This is a genomic window from Microbacterium sp. C448, assembly GCF_000582705.2.
In the GTDB taxonomy this organism is placed as follows: domain Bacteria; phylum Actinomycetota; class Actinomycetes; order Actinomycetales; family Microbacteriaceae; genus Microbacterium; species Microbacterium lacus_A.
On sequence record NZ_HG779643.1, the window covers coordinates 1 to 17057 of the forward strand.

Annotated in this window: 18 protein-coding genes; 7 read left to right on the forward strand and 11 right to left on the reverse strand. The window is 68.0% G+C overall.

Going from position 1 to position 17057, the window contains the following annotated elements; genetic code table 11:
- Positions 1–26: 26 nt before the first annotated feature.
- The 5 genes from MIC448_RS06085 to MIC448_RS06105 all read right to left on the reverse strand — a co-directional run bounded on the left by MIC448_RS06085 (position 27) and on the right by MIC448_RS06105 (position 1773).
- Positions 27–335 (reverse strand): glutaredoxin family protein, encoded by a 309-nt coding sequence (locus MIC448_RS06085; RefSeq protein ID WP_036297386.1) that lies wholly within the window; start codon positions 333–335, stop codon positions 27–29.
- A 90-nt stretch (positions 336–425) separates the two neighbouring features.
- On the reverse strand, positions 426–719 hold the full coding sequence (locus MIC448_RS06090) for a rhodanese-like domain-containing protein (RefSeq protein ID WP_036297388.1): 294 nt from the start codon (positions 717–719) through the stop codon (positions 426–428).
- Between the two features lie 112 nt (positions 720–831).
- Positions 832–930: a 30S ribosomal protein bS22 gene (locus tag MIC448_RS06095; protein ID WP_003792170.1), complete on the reverse strand. Its 99-nt coding sequence runs from the start codon at positions 928–930 to the stop codon at positions 832–834.
- 99 nt (positions 931–1029) lie between these two features.
- Positions 1030–1239 (reverse strand): helix-turn-helix domain-containing protein, encoded by a 210-nt coding sequence (locus MIC448_RS06100; RefSeq protein WP_036297391.1) that lies wholly within the window; start codon positions 1237–1239, stop codon positions 1030–1032.
- A 123-nt stretch (positions 1240–1362) separates the two neighbouring features.
- Positions 1363–1773 carry a helix-turn-helix transcriptional regulator gene (locus MIC448_RS06105; RefSeq protein ID WP_036297393.1) on the reverse strand — a complete coding sequence of 137 codons (411 nt, stop codon included), beginning with the start codon at positions 1771–1773 and terminating at the stop codon, positions 1363–1365.
- Positions 1774–1945: 172 nt separating this feature from the next.
- On the opposite strand from MIC448_RS06105, the gene MIC448_RS06110 reads away from it, so the two are divergent.
- Together MIC448_RS06110 and MIC448_RS06115 are read left to right on the forward strand one after the other, a co-directional pair.
- Positions 1946–3340, forward strand: coding sequence for a TrkH family potassium uptake protein (locus MIC448_RS06110; protein ID WP_036297395.1), 1395 nt, complete (start codon positions 1946–1948; stop codon positions 3338–3340).
- Positions 3333–4004: a TrkA family potassium uptake protein gene (locus tag MIC448_RS06115; protein WP_036297397.1), complete on the forward strand. Its 672-nt coding sequence runs from the start codon at positions 3333–3335 to the stop codon at positions 4002–4004. Before MIC448_RS06110 ends, MIC448_RS06115 begins: the two co-directional genes overlap by 8 nt.
- Positions 4005–4019: 15 nt before the next feature.
- Here the strand turns inward: MIC448_RS06115 and proC are convergent, their stop codons facing one another.
- Entirely contained in the window at positions 4020–4877 is an 858-nt protein-coding gene (gene proC / locus MIC448_RS06120) for a pyrroline-5-carboxylate reductase (RefSeq protein WP_036297400.1), read from the reverse strand.
- Positions 4878–4966: 89 nt separating this feature from the next.
- On the opposite strand from proC, the gene MIC448_RS06125 reads away from it, so the two are divergent.
- Complete coding sequence (locus MIC448_RS06125; RefSeq protein ID WP_036297402.1) at positions 4967–6079, forward strand: alpha/beta hydrolase; 1113 nt, start codon at positions 4967–4969, stop codon at positions 6077–6079.
- A 13-nt stretch (positions 6080–6092) separates the two neighbouring features.
- On the forward strand, positions 6093–7073 hold the full coding sequence (locus MIC448_RS06130) for a cation diffusion facilitator family transporter (protein WP_051513241.1): 981 nt from the start codon (positions 6093–6095) through the stop codon (positions 7071–7073).
- On the opposite strand, the gene MIC448_RS06135 is transcribed toward MIC448_RS06130, so the two are convergent.
- Positions 6977–7423: a nucleoside deaminase gene (locus MIC448_RS06135; protein ID WP_036297419.1), complete on the reverse strand. Its 447-nt coding sequence runs from the start codon at positions 7421–7423 to the stop codon at positions 6977–6979. The two genes, MIC448_RS06130 and MIC448_RS06135, sit on opposite strands and share 97 nt — an antisense overlap.
- Before the next feature lie 77 nt (positions 7424–7500).
- Here MIC448_RS06135 and upp point away from each other — a divergent pair, with 77 nt between their 5' ends.
- Entirely contained in the window at positions 7501–8133 is a 633-nt protein-coding gene (gene upp, locus MIC448_RS06140; RefSeq protein ID WP_036297404.1) for a uracil phosphoribosyltransferase, read from the forward strand.
- Between the two features lie 3 nt (positions 8134–8136).
- On the opposite strand, the gene MIC448_RS06145 is transcribed toward upp, so the two are convergent.
- On the reverse strand, positions 8137–8511 hold the full coding sequence (locus MIC448_RS06145) for a hypothetical protein (RefSeq protein WP_036297406.1): 375 nt from the start codon (positions 8509–8511) through the stop codon (positions 8137–8139).
- 93 nt (positions 8512–8604) lie between these two features.
- Between MIC448_RS06145 and MIC448_RS06150 the strand changes: the two genes are divergently transcribed.
- Positions 8605–9165: a gluconokinase gene (locus tag MIC448_RS06150; RefSeq protein ID WP_036297408.1), complete on the forward strand. Its 561-nt coding sequence runs from the start codon at positions 8605–8607 to the stop codon at positions 9163–9165.
- Here MIC448_RS06150 and MIC448_RS06155 read toward each other — a convergent pair.
- Complete coding sequence (locus MIC448_RS06155) at positions 9101–12649, reverse strand: bifunctional RecB family nuclease/DEAD/DEAH box helicase (RefSeq protein ID WP_036297410.1); 3549 nt, start codon at positions 12647–12649, stop codon at positions 9101–9103. The genes MIC448_RS06150 and MIC448_RS06155 overlap by 65 nt on opposite strands.
- A 54-nt stretch (positions 12650–12703) precedes the next feature.
- Entirely contained in the window at positions 12704–14179 is a 1476-nt protein-coding gene (locus MIC448_RS06160; RefSeq protein ID WP_081766213.1) for an MFS transporter, read from the reverse strand.
- Between the two features lie 31 nt (positions 14180–14210).
- Here MIC448_RS06160 and MIC448_RS06165 point away from each other — a divergent pair, with 31 nt between their 5' ends.
- Positions 14211–16280, forward strand: coding sequence for an NAD(+) synthase (locus tag MIC448_RS06165; protein WP_036297413.1), 2070 nt, complete (start codon positions 14211–14213; stop codon positions 16278–16280).
- On the opposite strand, the gene MIC448_RS06170 is transcribed toward MIC448_RS06165, so the two are convergent.
- On the reverse strand, positions 16277–16846 hold the full coding sequence (locus tag MIC448_RS06170) for a hypothetical protein (protein WP_036297415.1): 570 nt from the start codon (positions 16844–16846) through the stop codon (positions 16277–16279). The two genes, MIC448_RS06165 and MIC448_RS06170, sit on opposite strands and share 4 nt — an antisense overlap.
- Positions 16847–17057: the final 211 nt, after the last annotated feature.

Below are 17057 nucleotides of genomic sequence, written 5' to 3' on the forward strand. Positions count from 1 at the left end.
TTAACGGAAGGATCTGACCCACGCACCTAGAGGGCTACTTCCTCGGCATCCGCACGGGCGCCGGCGACTTTCTTGTCGCTGGCGTCCAGCAGAGCCTCACGCAGGCGGTCGGGTGCGACCCGCCAATGCGCATGCAGCTGCCCGTCGATGAGAACCACGGGGATCTTCTCCCACCACTTCGCATACAGATCGGGGTCGTCGGCGATGGATGACTCGATCACCTCGATGCGGGATGCGACACGCTCAGGTAGATCGGCGAGCACGCGTTCGACGACCCCTTCTGCGACATCGCAGAGGTGGCAGTCGGGTTTGCCGATCACGGTGATTGTGGGCACGAAATCATCCTAGGCACGGATTCCCACGCCTCGGCGACGCTGTGGATAGCGTCGGATCAGCTTTTGATCAGGTCTCGCTCAACGCGATCGTCACTTCTCGGTCGGGTACCCCGCCGCGATCCATTCGCCGGTGCCGCCTTCGACGTTCGTCGCCTCGTAACCGCGCGCTTCGAGCGCCTCGACGACCCGCGCCGAACGGCCCCCGGCCTGGCAGATGACGTCGAACGGCTCCGCCGGCAGCTGGTCGAGCAGATCGCCGATCTTCGACATCGGCAGGTTCACGGCACCGGGGACGTGCCCGGCGGCGAACTCGTCTTCCTCGCGCACGTCGATCAGCGGGACATCGCCCCGATCGTGCAGCTGCTGAACGGTTATCGACTTCATGACCGGGGCCCCTCGCCTCGAGATGAACGGATGACTGCTGCCGAGCACAAACACGAAGCGCCCGTCCAGGGGACAGGCGCTCGGCGTGTGGGAACCGGAGTCCCCGAGCCGCTTACTTCTTGTTGCGGCGCTGGTGGCGAGTCTTACGAAGCAGCTTGCGGTGCTTCTTCTTCGCCATGCGCTTGCGGCGCTTCTTGATGACAGAACCCACGGAAGGACCTCACTATGTCAGGGGTGGGCCCCGTCCGCGATGCGTGCGGAGGGCCCGGGAACAGGCTCTGCGAACAGAGCCTTCGAAATAGCCTACCAGTCAGCCGGCGTCGGCGATGGGCCGGCCGAACTCGAGAGGACGACTCAGGGCCTCCGTCACCGCCTGCTCGGGAACCCGATACGACCGGCCGAAGCGGACGGCGGGAAGCTCACCCGCGTGAACGAGACGGTAGACCGTCATCTTCGAGACGCGCATGATCTCGGCAACCTCGGCAACGGTCAAGAACCGCATGTCCGGCAATTCGGCCATGTGACCGCCCCACTTTCTCCCCAAACGCGAACGCTCAGCACACTCTAGGGGCGCGAGAGGCGCGTGTAAACCCGTGTGACTCGTGGGACGAGTGGGAACCGTGCTGCGAGAGGCGCGCGCGGGTCAGGTGCGACGGCGGAACGCGGAGGTCACCGCGTGCTTGGCGGATGCGGCAGCGCGACCCACGAACTCGGCCGCCTGAGCGGCAGGTTCGGGCAGCGCGCTTGACCCGATCCGCACGATCTCCTCGCCGTCCGCTTCGTCGATGAAGAAGGGCACGAGCCAGTCGTCGACGGTCTCGAGGGGGGTGCTCTGCAGGCTGTAGTAGCGGTGCTGACCCTCCTCGCGCACCGTCACAAGGTCTGCTTCGCGCAGCACCTTCAGGTGCTTGGACACGGTCGGCTGGCTCACACCGAGCTCGTGGACGATCTGCGAGACGCTCGTGCCACCGTCCCCCGAGGAAGAACGAGAGAGCAGGATCTGCAGGATCTCCCGCCGTGTGCCGTCCGCGATCACGTCGAAGATGTCCGCCATCCCCATAGGTTAGCCGCGCGAGGGCCCGAGTACCATGATGGAGGTTCTGCGCGAAGGGGGCGGCTGCATGGCGAGGATGCGGCCATTGTTGAGCAAACGGTCGAGCAATCGGTCGAGCGGGCAGGCGAGCAGTCAATCGAACTCGTCGGCCACGAGACCGTCGGGCAGACAGGTGTTCGCCTCGATCGGGCAGTTGCTACGGGACTTCACCACCTCCTCGCCCGCACGTTTCGCGATCCTCGTCTTCGCATCGCTCATCCTGATCTTCACCGCGTTACTGTCGCTTCCCGCCGCATCCGCGAGCGGTCGGCAGGCGCCTCTCGTCGATGCCCTGTTCACCGCCGTCTCGACGATCTGTGTGACCGGCCTGACGGTCGTGGACATCGCCACGTACTGGTCTCCGATCGGCAAGGCGATCATCTTCCTCGGGGTCAACATCGGTGGGATGGGCGTGCTCACGCTCGCCTCTCTCCTCGGCCTCATCATCTCCAAGCGCCTCGGGCTGCGCGCCAAGCTGATCGCGGCGAGCGACACCAACCCGATGCGGGCCCACGGCGGCCCCGTGAACGAGGGCCAGACGGTCCGTCTGGGGGAGGTCGGGCAGCTGTTGATCACCGTCGCGATCTCGACGCTCGTGATCGAAGCCGTGATCGCCGCTCTGCTCTACCCCGCACTGCTACTCGCGAATGTCGCTCCCCTCGACGCCCTGTGGGAGGCGCCGTTCTACGCCGCGATGGCGTTCACGAACACGGGCTTCACCCCCAACCCCGGGGGCCTCACGCCGTTCGCCGACGACTACCTCGTGCTCACGATCCTGATGATGGGGGTCTTCCTCGGCAGTATCGGGTTCCCCGTCATCTACGCCCTGTCGAAGCACCTCTGGCACGTCAAGAAGTGGTCCCTCCACGTCAAGCTGACGCTCATCACGACGATGCTGCTGTTCGTCGCGGGCGCGGTCGCCTTCCTCGGACTCGAGTTCCAGAACCCGGGGACTTTCGGATCGATGGACGCCGGGGACACGGTCTTCCAGGCCTTCTTCCTCTCGGCCATGACGCGCTCCGGCGGCTTCTCGGTCGTCGACATCGGCGAGCTCAACGGGTCGTCGCTCGTCGTCGGGTCCATGCTGATGTTCGTCGGCGGCGGCTCGGCCTCGACAGCCGGCGGTATCAAGGTCACGACGCTCGCCGTACTCGCCCTGGCCGTCTGGTCGGAGGCCAAGGGGCGCGTGTCGGTGGAGGCGTTCGGCCGCCGCATCCCGAGCGACGTGCAGAGGGTCGCGCTGTCGGTCGTCGCGTGGGGCGCGACGATCGTGGCACTGTCGACCATCACGATCGCGCAGATGACGAAGGCTCCGATCGCGGAGGTGCTCTTCGACGTCATCTCGGGCTTCGCCACCGTGGGGCTGTCGACGGGCCTGACGGCCGAGCTTCCCGATCCCGCCGCCTACGTCATGGCCCTCACCATCTTCATGGGCCGCATTGGTACAGTGACTCTCGCCGCGGCGGTGGCCGCGACATCCCGTTCGCAGCTCTATTCGTTGCCCGTGGAAAGGCCCATCGTTGGTTGAGCAGATCCGCGGTGACGCGCCCGTCCTGGTGATCGGACTCGGTCGATTCGGAGCCGCCTGCGCGGGCGAACTAGACCGGCTCGACCGCGAGGTGCTCGCGATCGACGAGAGCCTCGACCTGGTGCAGAAGTGGTCCGAGCGGGTCACGCACACGGTGCAGGCCGACGCGCGCAACATCGACGCCCTCACCCAGATCGGTGCCGCCGACTTCCAGGTCGCGGTCGTGGCGGTCGGCTCGAGCATCGAGGCATCCGTCCTCATCACCGCGAACCTCGTCGACCTCAAGGTCCCGCAGATCTGGGCGAAGGCGGTTTCGCAGTCGCACGGCAAGATCCTCGCCCGTGTGGGCGCAAACCACGTCATCTACCCCGAGCGCGAGGCTGGTGAACGTGTCGCCCACCTCGTGAGCGGACGGATGCTCGACTTCATCCGCTTCGACGACGACTTCGTGCTCGCCAAGATGTACCCGCCCCGGTTCATCCGCGGGGTGGGCCTGAACCAGTCGGGCGTGCGGACGAAGTACAACGTGACGGTCGTCGGCGTGAAGAGCCCCGGCAAACCATTCCGCTATGCCGAAGCACAGACGGTCGTGACGAACCACGACCTGATCATCGTCTCGGGCACCAACAGCGACATCGAGCGCTTCGCGTCGCTCGACCGCTGAGCCCGATCCCTCGCCTCAGTTCCCCTCGGCCAGTTCGCGAGAGCGCGCCAGAGCCGCGTCGGTCGCGCGCGTGAAGACAGTGCCGAGCTCGGCATCCTGCAACACCGCGATTGCCCGCTCGGTCGTGCCACCAGGACTCGTCACCCGCCGTCGCAGCTCGGCCGGGTTCTCGCCCGTCGCCGCAAGGAGCGCGCCGGCACCGATGAACGTCTGCTCGGCGAGCAGGCGCGCCTCGCTCTCCCCGAAGCCCCGCGCGATCGCCGCCCGAGTGAATTCTTCGATGAGGAGGAAGACGTAGGCGGGCCCTGACCCCGAGATCGTCCCGAGGGCGTCGATCTGGTCCTCGGGCACCTCGACGACGACGCCCACCGTTTCGAACAGGCGTCGCACGGCGTCGACCTGCTCGGGGGTCACGGCACTGCCCGACGCGATACCGGTCACGGCCTGGCGAACCACAGCCGGGGTGTTGGGCATCGAGCGGATCACCGCGACCTCACCGCCGAGCACCTCGGCGAAGGTCGCGAGCGTGACACCGGCCGCCAGGCTCACCACAACCGCACCCGGACGTAACGCGGGGGCGATCTCGGCGAGCAGCGCGGGCACCATGGCGGGCTTCACCCCGACCAGAACGATGTCGGCGTCTCGGACGGCACACAGGTTTCCGTCGGAGTCGTCGGCGAGGGCGATCGAGGTCACACCCGCGAGCTCCGCGAGCGCCGCGGCCTTCTCACGCGACCGGTTCGTCACCGTGACGCCGCCCTTGATCGCTGTACCCGAGGCGAGCAGTCCGGAGAGGATCGCACCGCCCATCGAACCGGCCCCGAGAATGGCGACGGACGGAAGCGGACGGGCGGATTCTTCGTGGTCGACCATCAGGTCATCCTATGAGGGCCGGACTAGGATCGGCGAGGTAACAGAGCCCTGCGCACGGGCACTGAGATGGCACCGAGAAGAGGGACATCATGGCGATCATGGACGGAATCACCGCACGTCAGATCGAGACCCCGAGACTCACGGTGAACATTCTCGAGCGCGTAGGTGACGAAGCGACCACCGTTCCCGAGCGCACCCTGGTGTTCGTCCACGGGCAGGTGTCGTCGAGCCTGATCTGGCAGGAACTGATGCAGGACCTGCCGCCGGATCTGCGGATCATCGCGGTCGACCTGCGCGGATTCGGTGCGACCGAGAACGCCCCTGTCGACGCCACCCGCGGGGTGCGCGATTTCAGTGACGACCTGCACGTAACCCTCGAACTGCTCGAGGCGACACCGGCACACCTCGTGGGCTGGGCCCTGGGCGCAGCGGTTGTGATGCAGTACGCGCTCGAACATCCGGCGCTGAGCCTGACCCTCGAATCGCCGATATCGCCCTTCGGATTCGGGGGAACGCGACGCGACGGCACCCGCTTGACGGACGATGACGCCGGAGCGGGCGCGGGTGTTGCGAACCCCGATTTCGTGGAGCGACTGATCGCGGGCGATACGTCGACCGATGCCCCCACCTCGCCCCGAAGCGTTTTCCGCGCGGCCTATGTCGCCCCGGGCTACACATCCGAGCATGAGGACACGTGGGTCGAGTCGATGCTCTCGACCTCGACCGCAACGGGCAACTACCCCGGCGAGACCGTCGCGTCCCAGAACTGGCCCGGCTTCGCGGCCGGGGCGATCGGTGTGATGAATGCCCTGGCGCCGCGCTACTTCGACGTCTCGAACATCGTCAACCTCGACCCCAAGCCGCCGATCCTCTGGATCCACGGTGAGGACGACGCGATCGTCTCGGACACGTCGTTCTTCGACGCGGGCTATCTGGGCGAGGCCGGCATCATCCCCGACTGGCCGGGCGCCGAGGTCGCGCCGGCCCAGCCGATGGTCTCGCAGACGCGCGACGTCCTCGCGCGCTACGCCGACCGCGGTGGCAGCGTCACCGAGATCGCCCTCGAGGGCGTGGGCCACACCCCGCACCTCGAACGCCCCGCCGAGGTGCGCCGCGCTCTGCTGCGCGTGATCGGCTACGTCGACCAGCCCGCCGACCCCGCGCCTCCCACCGAGGCGATCATCCTGAAGTCCGCGGACTGAAAGGGCGCGCCTCGTGAGTGCATCCGGCGGAGGAAAGGCGATCATCGCCGCATTCCTCGCAAACCTCGGCATCGCCCTGGCGAAGTTCGTCGCGTGGTTCTTCTCCGGGTCGGCGTCCATGCTCGCCGAGGGCATCCACTCCCTCGCCGACTCGGGTAATCAGATCCTGCTGCTGCTCGGCGGCCGGAAGGCGCGCAAGAAAGCCGACCAGGAGCATCCGTTCGGCTACGGGCGCGAACGATACGTCTACGCGTTCGTCGTGTCGATCATCCTGTTCTCCGTCGGTGGCTTGTTCTCGATCTACGAGGGCGTCGAGAAGCTCATCGATCCGCATGAGGTGACGAACCTCTGGATTCCCCTCGTCGTTCTGGTCATCGCGATCGGACTTGAGTCCTTCTCGCTCCGCACCGCCGTCCGCGAAAGCAACCTGGTGCGCGCCAAGGGCGAGTCGTGGATCGGATTCATCCGTCACGCGAAAGCACCCGAGTTGCCCGTCGTTCTGCTCGAGGATGTCGCGGCGCTGATCGGTCTCGTGTTCGCGCTGCTGGGCGTCGGCCTGACCGCCATCACGGGTGACCCGCTGTTCGACGCACTCGGCACCCTGATGATCGGCACGCTGCTGATCGTCGTGGCGATCACCCTCGGCATCGAGACCAAGAGCCTGCTGGTCGGCGAGAGCGCCAACGAAGGCGACCACACCGCGATCGTGCGGGCTCTGGAGTCCGGCGATGCGCCCGTCTCCGTGATCCACGTCAAGACGCTCTACCTCGGACCCGATGAGTTGATGGTCGCCGCGAAGCTGGCCTTCCCCGCCGACCAGACGCTCGGTGAGGTTGCGGCCACGATCGATGCGATCGAGGCTCGGGTGCGAGCCGCAGTTCCCGCCGCGCGCGTCGTCTACCTCGAGCCGGACATCCTGCGCGTTTCGAAGAACGTCCCGAGCAGCGCAGCGGATTCTTCGGCCGCGACTCCCCCGACGACCTCGGCGCGGTAGGGCAACCGCCGATCGCGGACGACGTCGTAGACAGAACCCGCGGCGCCCGCCTTGTCGTCCCACGACCCGAAGACGACGCGCGAGATCCGGGCCTGCAACAGCGCGCCCGCGCACATCACACAGGGTTCGAGCGTCACAACGAGCGAATGACCCTCGAGGTTCCACGACCCCGCGACCTCGGCAGCTCGGCGAAGAGCCAGCACCTCGGCATGCGCGGTCGGGTCCCCCGTCAACTCGCGTTCGTTGCGGCCCTCGGCGATGATGACGCCCGCGGCATCCGTCACGACCGCCCCCACCGGGACGTCGCCCGCGGCACCCGCCTCGGCCGCGAGCGCGAGCGCGCGAGCCATGGCGGTGGAGTCGGCGGGCGAGTTGCCCGGGGCTGCGACGGTCACGCCCCGAGCATACGACTCGGTAGCCTGTGTTTATGCGTGTGCATGTCGCCGATCATCCCCTCATCACCCACAAGCTGACGGTGCTGCGCGACAAGCGCACCCCCTCGCCGGTGTTCCGTCAACTCACCTCCGAGCTGGTGACGCTGCTCGCCTACGAGGCGACCCGCGCCGTCCGGGTCGAAGAGGTCGAGATCCAGACTCCGGTAACGACGACCATGGGTGTGCGGATCGGCGACCCGCGTCCGCTCGTCGTTCCCATCCTCCGCGCGGGTCTCGGGATGCTCGAGGGCATGGTCACGCTTCTGCCGACCGCCGAGGTCGGGTTCCTGGGTATGGTCCGCAACGAAGAGACACTCGAGCCCTCGACCTACGCCGAGCGACTGCCGGACGATCTCAGCGATCGCCAGTGCTTCGTGCTCGACCCCATGCTGGCAACGGGCGGATCTCTGGGAGCCGCCATCGAGTTCTTGTTCAACCGCGGCGCACAGGACGTCACCGCGATCTGCCTGCTGGGAGCCCCGGAGGGTGTCGCGGCGATCGAGCGCCAAGTCGCCGGACGCGATGTGACCCTCGTGCTGGGCGCGCTCGATGAGCGGCTCAACGAAAAGGGCTACATCGTTCCGGGACTCGGCGACGCGGGCGATCGACTGTACGGAACCGTCTAAGTCCTACTCGGTCACCGTCACGGTGAACTCGACCGGCTGAATGCCGCCCTGTTCGTTCGTGAGGGTGACTTCGGTCTCGCCGACAGCCTCGCCGATGAGCCCCGGGTTGAACGTCGCGCCATCGCGCTCGCCACCCTTCGAGAAGCTCACGATCGACGAGTCGGCGATCTCGGCCGAGTAGCTGTCTTCCGCCAGGTCGCCCGTCGTGATGTCGAGGCCTTGGCCCACGCGCAGTTCGACGCTCGCGCCCTGCAGCTCTTCGGCGGACATGATGACGGGGGCGATGACTTCACTGTCATCCCCCGAGGACGAGCAGCCCGCGAGGGCGAACGAGGCGAACACGGCAGCGGCGGCAAGGGCCAGGATTCGGGTTTTCATGCGATCAGTGTGGCGGATCCGGGCACAGCGGCGCTGGAGGATCGCGTTTCGGCGTGGCGGGTACCGATCACGGGCCCGCGATAACGTGGAGGGATGAGCGCCCCGACAGAGCCGTCGTCCGAGCATTCCGTACCCGCACGGATCGTGGTCACGGGGGTCTCGGCCGTCGGTAAGTCGACCGTGGGCTCAGCCCTCGCCGAACGCCTCGGTATCCCCTTCCTGGATGCGGACGACCTGCACGATGCGGCCGCGGTCGCGTCGATGGCGGCGGGTATCCCGTTGACCGATATCGAGCGGATGCCGTGGCTCGGGCGGGTGGGCATGGCGCTGGCCGAACAGTCCGGCGGCGCGGTGATCGCCTGTTCCGCTCTCGCGCGGCGCTACCGTGACGCCATCCGCACCACCGCACCCGGCGCGGTGTTCGTGCATCTCGATGCCCCCGCGGACGTTCTCGCCATCCGCGCCGGGGCGCGTGAGGGCCACTTCATGCCCGCTTCTCTGCTCGCCTCCCAGCTCGCAACGCTCGAACCCCTCGACGCCGACGAGGGGGGTTTCGCCGTCGATGCGAGCCTGCCCGTCGACGATCTGGTCACGGCCGCCGTGGTCGGGCTGACGAAGCGCCTGGATCTTCCACCAGCCGCGCGAAGCCACTGAGCCGGGCCACACCCTCGGGGGTGTGCGGCAGATCGTCGAGCAAGCCCGGCGAATAGACGAGGAACGCGGCCACTTCGGCGCGCGAGATCGCGACGTTCAGACGGTTCGCGAGCAACAAGAACTCGAGTCCACGGGGCGCATCCCGCCCCGACGATGCGGCGAGCGAAACGATCGACACAGCGGCCTCTTGCCCCTGGAACTTGTCGACCGTTCCGACGCGGACGGGCGGCAACTGCGCCTCAGCGAGGGCGGCCAACACGGTCGCCGCCTGTGCGTTGTAGGGCGTGACGATGATGATGTCATCCCCCGTGAGCAGCCGCGGGGCGACTAACCGGGGTTCTCCGCCGTCTCGCGCGAGATCGGTGAACGACGTGCCGATCAGCCCACGCACGAGATCCACGACTGCAGCCGCCTCTTCGACCGATGCCGTGGCGTTGCCGTGATGCTCGATCGGAACCCGATGAAGGCCCGGCTCGACGCCATCGATGGATCGGAGCGCTGCGGAGCGGTGTGAGGCCAGCCGCCCGGCGTACGACAGGTTCGACACGGGCAGGGCGACGAGCGGATGCATCCGCCGACTCTCGGGCAAGAAATACCCGAAAGCGTCGGGCAGCACCGCGGAACCATCCATGATCCATCCGAGCGCCGACGTGTCGACGGGTTCGGGATGGGTGCCCTGGCTGACCTGCGGCAGCTGCTGGGGGTCACCCAGCAGGAGCAGGCGTTGCGCTGCAACCGAGACCGCGATGGTGGAGGCGAGGGAGAACTGCCCGGCCTCGTCGATCACGAGCAGATCGAGCGAACCGCGGGGGAAGCGGCCCTCGTGGCTGAAGTCCCACGCCGTGCCGCCGACCACGAACCCCGCCTGGGCGTGCTCGTCCGCGAACGCCGCGACGCCGTTCTTCTGCAGCGGGGTGAACCGCACCGGCACGGAATCGTCCTTCGGCGCCTTGCCGACCCGCGCGGCGGGTACACCCGCGTCGATGATCCGATCGAGCATGTGCTCGACGACGGCGTGCGACTGCGCGACGACACCGATCTTCCACGCGTGCTCGCGCACCAGATGCTCGATCACGTGCGAGCCGACGTACGTCTTTCCGGTGCCCGGTGGGCCCTGTACGGCGAGGTAACTGCGATCGAGGTCGCGCAGCGTCGCGACGATCGCGGGAACGGGATCTGTCGGATCGGCGGCAACCGGGTGCCCCGCACGCAGGCGTGGCGGGCGACGGCGCAGCAGGTCGGTCGCCGCATCGGTCGGGAAAGCGGGGCTCGCGGCGATCACGCGGTCGGCCCACTCGTCGATCGCGACCTGCTGCGACAGGGCACGCGGCGGCGAGCCCGGCGTGATCGCGATGGGGAGTTCGCCCCAGGTGAATCCGCCCCGAGCGCGCTCCTCGATGATCGCGCCGTCCTCCAACTCTTCCACCACGCGACCGCGGTGATCGGCATGCAACCACCGCGGCGATGCCTCGAAGACGAAGGGCGCGGGCAGCTCGTAAAGCAGGAACGGCTCGCTTCCGGGCGAGAGGCGCGTGCCGGGAGCGAGTTCGCCGCGCAGGCGCAGGATGCGTCGATCGACCCGGTGCCCCTCGGCACGGTGCCAGTCCTCGACGACCTCACAGCGCGACGCATCCAAGACCGCGACATCGCGACTCTGCTCCCACACCGATACGGGCTCGCGCAGGCGCAGGAAGTGCGTCGCCCAGTAGCTCTTCGCCTCGCGCGGGTAGTAGTCGATCGCGGCCGATCCGAGGCGGAGGGCCGCGGCATCCTCGCCATCGGCCGACTCGGCGAGCGCGATGAGCGCGACGGCGCGCGGCGAGGGTTCGTAACCGGCGGCGTCGGGTTCGGGGTCGGCGGTGGCGACGATCCCGAGTTCGTCGGCGCGGTCGCGCAACCAGTTGCGCAGGCGACGGGTCGAGACGCAGTCGTAGCGGTTGTAGTCGGCGATGTCATCGAGAATCGCCCGCGCACCCTCGTCGTCGCCCGCATCCTGAAGCATCCGGGCTTCGACGTAGCGGACGATCGACTCGTCGCCGCGCTGTACGTCGCTCTGACGCGTTTCGTCCCCCATGTACAGAGGCTCGAGCTTCTTGATCGAGTACGACCGCGACCCGACGCGCAGGGCACGACGCACGATCGGGTAGAGGTCGATGAAGACCCCGTCGCGAAGCAACCGATCGACCTGCGCCTCGCCTGTGCCGTGGCGCGCAGCCATCGCGAGCAGATGAGTGGGCTCGTAGGGGGCGTAGTGGTAGATGTGCATGCCGGGATGAGCCGCGCGGTGCACATCCACGAAGTCGAGGAAGCGCTGGAGCGCCAAGCGTTCTTCCGCGAAAGAGTGCGCCCAGAGGCGTGAGAACGTCTCGCTCTCGTCGACCCAGCCGAACAGGTAGTCGATGCCCCACTCCGTGCCGGTACTCGCGCCCGTGCCCGTTCCCGTTCCCGTCCCCGTTCCCTCTGTGTAGAGCGGGTCGCCCTCGAAGTCGAAGAACAGGTCACCCGGGTCGGCCGGGGGCAGCGCCGCGAGTCCCGCACGGTCGACGACGCTATACACCGGCGCAGGGACGGCGTCAGGCGCGTCGGTCGCGGCGATCTCGGACGCACGCTGCAGCTGCGCCTGCGTCCGCAGAAGGCCGAAGACGTCCGCGTTCAGGGTCGAAGGCGGCGTCTGCGCGACCGAGAGGTCGTCCAGCGTGCGGATGCCCGCCGCCCGAAGCTTCGTGCGCTGCAGCGGCCGCATGCCCGCGACGAGGAGCAGGTCGCGGGATGCCTCGACCTCGATCTGGCAGGTCGCGCATCGACCGCAGGCGAAGTACCGGTCGTCCCCCCACGCGGTCGGCGCTCCCCCCGCACCCAGCTCGACCTGACGGCTCTCGATCAGTTCGATCAGGCGCGCGTAGCGCAGCCGGTAGACGGGCAGGATGTCGTCGACGAGGTGTGAACTCGTGGTGCGGTCGCCGAGCAGCAACTCGACGCGATCCGAGCGCTCGACACCCAGATCGTCGAGACGCTCGACGTATGCCGCCAGCTGCATGAGGGCGGTGACCCGCGCCCGGCGGGCGAGCTTGGTGTCTTGCACCAGCCAGCGACCGTTCTCGTCGCGAACCAGGAAGTCGGCGAAACCGACGAAGTCACGGGTCGCGAACGCCGCTTGATAGATGATCCGCACGGATGGGTCGGCGAGCGCCGCATTCGTGAGCCGAACGGCTTCTGCCAGCGCCAAAGCATCGCCCGACGAGACCTGCTCGATGGTGGCCACGCCATCCGGATCGTCCGCCAGATACTCATCCAGCACCCGCTGCTCGTGGCGATCGCCCAGTCGCGCCGCCCGCTCGAGCGTCAGGTCTTCAGGCTCGACGACTTGAGGGACACGACCGAGGCGGGCATCGATCGCCCGCACCCACGCGAACTCGCATTCCGACGCGGCTTTGAGGTCGCTCGCGCTCGTGACCAGCCGGCCTTCGTTCTCGATATAACGCACGGGACCCTCTCCGTCTGCGACCCTACCCGCGGCCTCGGACAGCGGCCCGGCGAGCTACTTCGACTTGGCGCGTGCCGTCAGGTCCACGAGCGAGATCACGAAGGCGAGTGCGAGTCCGACACCGACCGTGACCATTCCGATCGCGTACGCGTCGTGGTAGACGACGATGGTCGGCGCGGTGTCGGTCTCGCTGTAGACCGTCGCGTAGAAGAAGGCGAGGGCGATCGCGGTGCCGATCGATGTTCCGATGCGCTGACCGAGCTGCCCGACAGAGCCCGCGAGTCCACCGCGCTTGGGGGGGATATTGGCGAGGGCGAGCGTCTGGTTGGGTGAGACGACGAGGCCTCCGCCCGCACCGGCGACGATCATGATGGCCGCCATGACCCAGATGATCGCGCCCGACGGGACGTAGAGCGCGGTGACGACGAGGCCCGCCGTGCTCACGAGCATGATCGCGAGCCCCCATACGACGAGGGGGCGGCCGATGCGGTTGACCCAGAGGCCGCCGAACCACGACGTCAGCGCGCTCGCGAGCGCGAATCCGATCGTGACCATGCCCGCGAAGACCGGCTCGAGCCCGACGCCGGTCTGCAGGAACAGCGTCGTGAGCAAGAACAATGCCGGAAGCGCGGCGAAGTAGGCCGTCGCCAAGACCGTTCCGTTGCGGTATGACGACACCCCGAACAGTCCGAGAGGCACGAGCGGCTGATGACCCCGAGCCTCGTACGCGCGCTCCCACACGATGAACGCCCCGATGAAGAGAACGGATGGCACGAGCAGCCACCACCGGTTCGGGTCATCGCTCGGCGAACCCGTCGTAAACAGGAACGGCCACAGCAGCGAGATGACCGCGAGCCCGAAGAGCAGGATGCCGACCGGGTCGAGGGAGAGCTTTCGCCGGGACTTCGTCCGCGTCGCCGGCAGCAGCCAGATCGCCGCCGCGATCGCGATGAGCGCGAGGGGAACGTTCATCCAGAAGATGCCGCGCCATCCGTCGGTCGGACCGCCGATCGCAATCGCCAAGCCGCCGAGCGTGGGGCCGAAGGCCGTCGCGATGCCGATGCTCGCCCCGAACAGGCCGAAGGCCTTGCCGCGCTCCGCCCCGCGGAACAGCTGCTGGATCAGACCGAGGACCTGCGGCATCTGGATGCCGGCCGCGACACCCTGGATGAGACGCGCGACGAGCAAGAAGGTCACGTCCTGCGCGAGGGCGCAGGCAAGACTCGTTACGGTGAAGAGGGACAGGCCGACGATGAACAGGACCCGTCGGGAACGTTGGTCGCCGAGACGCCCCATCGGAACGAGCGCCAGACCGAAGGCCAGCACGTATCCCGAGACGACGAGCTGCAGCTCGGTCGATCCGGCACCGAACGCCTTCTCGATCGAGGGCAGGGCCACGTTGACCTTGCTCAGGTCGAGGATCGTGAGCGCGGCGACACCGACACAGACCCAGTAGGCACGCCAACGATGACGGTCGGTGAGCTTTATCTCCTGCGTGCGCGGGGGCTCTTCCGGGGGTGCCGTACTCATCCTGACAACTCTAAGGTGCCAAACTGGGGTGATGACCGCCGGCCTTCCGTTCCGCAACGCCTATCGCCACGGTTTTGCGCGCGTGGCGGCGTGCACGATCCCGGTGCGTATCGGTGACCCCGCAGCGAACGCGGAGGCCGTGCTGACGACGGCCCGCGAGTGCCACGCCGATGCCGTCGCGGTCGCCGTCTTCCCCGAACTCTGCCTGACCGGGTACGCGATCGAAGACCTCGTGCTTCAGGACGCCCTGCTGGATGCGACCGAGGCCGCGATCGCGCGCCTGGTCGAGGCATCCCGCGATCTGATGAGCGTGCTCGTCGTGGGTGCGCCGCTGCGGCACCGCAACCGCGTGTACAACTGCGCCGTGGTGATCCACGGCGGTGAACTGCTGGGCGTCGTGCCGAAGTCGTACCTGCCCACCTATCGCGAGTTCTACGAGCGCCGGTGGTATGCCGCGGGCGACGAACTGAGCGAGGATGCGCGCTGGATCTCGGTCGGTGGCATGGAGGCACCGTTCGGGCCGAACCTGCTCTTCGACGCCGAAGACGTGCCCGGGCTCGTGCTGCACGCCGAGGTGTGCGAGGACGTGTGGGTTCCGATCCCACCCTCGTCCGAAGCTGCGCTCGCGGGCGCGACCGTTCTGCTGAACCTCTCGGGTAGCCCCATCACGATCGGCCGCGCCGACGAGCGCGCCATCCTGTGTCGCGCTCAGTCGTTCCGCTGCCTGTCGGCATACGTCTACGCCGCGGCCGGCCAGGGCGAGTCGACCAACGACCTGTCGTGGGACGGGCAGACCATGATCTACGAGCTCGGCGGACTGCTCGCCGAGACGGAACGCTTTCCGGATGGTCCGCGTCGCTCGGTCGCGGATGTCGACCTCGACCGGATCCGCCAGGACCGGGCCCGCCAGGGCACGTTCGACGACAACCGGCGCACCCACGCCGCGCGCACGGGCTCGTTCGTCACGGTTCCGTTCACGCTCGGTGTTCCCGCGGGCGAGACGGGGCTCCGGCGCCCCCTCGACCGCTTCCCCTTCGTGCCCGACGACCCCGCGCGCCTCGCCCAGGACTGCTACGAGGCGTTCAACATCCAGGTCACGGGACTCGTTCAGCGGCTGAGCGCGATCGGCGATCCGAAGCCCGTGATCGGCGTCAGCGGCGGGATCGACTCGACGCACGCGCTGCTCGTCATCGCTCGCGCGATGGACCGGATGGGCCGGCCGCGCTCCGACATCCTGGCGTACACGATGCCCGGCTTTGCGACGAGCGACCACACGAAGTCCAACGCGATCGCCCTCGCGGAGGCCGTCGGCGCCTCGATCGAGACGATCGACATCCGCGACGCGGCGAACGAGATGCTCGAGAAGATCGGGCACCCCTTCAGCGGCGGCGAGCCGGTCTACGACGTGACCTTCGAGAACGTTCAGGCGGGCCTGCGCACGGATTACCTCTTCCGCCTCGCCAACCAGAACGGCGGGATCGTCATCGGTACGTCCGATCTGTCCGAGCTGGCGCTCGGCTGGGCGACCTACGGCGTCGGCGACCAGATGAGCCACTACGCCGTGAACACCGGCGTACCCAAGACCCTGATCCAGCACATCATCCGCTGGGTCATCGCCGCGGGTGAGGGCGTGGATGCGGCCGAAGCCGCCGTTCTGCAATCGGTGCTCGATACCGAGATCAGCCCCGAACTCGTGCCCGCGGATGCAGACGGGGCGACGCAGTCGACCGAGTCGCTCGTCGGCCCCTACGCCCTGCACGACTTCACGCTCTTCCACGTGCTTCGCTACGGGTTCCGGCCCTCCAAGATCGCCTTCCTCGCATCCGAAGCGTGGAGCGATGCGGATGCCTCGGGCTGGCCCCCGGGATTCCCCGACGACGCCCGGGTCGCCTACGACCTGCCGACGATCGTGCGCTGGCTCGAGGTGTTCCTGAAGCGTTACTTCGGGTTCGCCCAGTTCAAGCGCTCGGCGCTGCCGAACGGACCGAAGGTTTCGGCCGCCGGGTCGCTCTCGCCGCGTGGCGACTGGCGGGCCCCCTCGGACGGCAATGCGCAGGTGTGGCTCGAGGAGCTCCGACAGGCCCTTCCCGACCCGGTTTAGATATCCCGCAACCCCACGCGGTCGGGGATCTCGAACGCGAGCCCGGGCAGCCACGAGATCGGCTCCGGCCACGGGCGCGAGGTCGGCAGAGTTGTGAGCATCCGCCGCATCGCCGTGTCGCGCGGTGTCGAGGGGGATGCCGCCGGAAGCACACGACGGGGAGCCCGGAAGCCGAGGGCCCCGCACCACCAGTGCCGCCACGTGCCGTCCGCCGCGTCCGGGTCGAGGACGATGTAGTAGTCGGGCATGAGCGCGGTGCCCTCCTCGAAGTGGGCGAGAGCTGTCTCGACCTCGACCTCGAGGGTGCCGAGCGTCGCGCGTTCCTCGTAGAGCTCGACCCACGCGGCCGCGACATGTTCGAGGGGATCTGCGTCGTGCACGATCCAGGGCGTGCTGCACGCCGTGATGCGGCGAGCGGCGATCGCGGGATCCGCGTCCCGCAGCGTGAGGGTCTCCACCCCGGGGATGCCCTCGAGAGTGGCGAGTGCCCCGGCCGATTCTGTACCGACGATTGCGACGACCGTGCCGGAGGCTCCCGCGAAGGGAGAGGTGTCTGAGTGCGCCATGACTCAGCCTAAGTCGGGTCGTGTTGCGAGCGGATGTCCCCCGCCCACCGATTTCGTAAAGCGATGCGGGTGCCGGGCTGGGGACCCGGCACCCGCATCGGCGGCCTCTGTTCGGGAGGCGTCAGTTCGATCCTGCGGATGCGACCGACGCGACGGAGGCCGCGGATGCCGCGCTGGGGATGCTCGCGGGCGAGTCGGCGGGGGCGGGTGC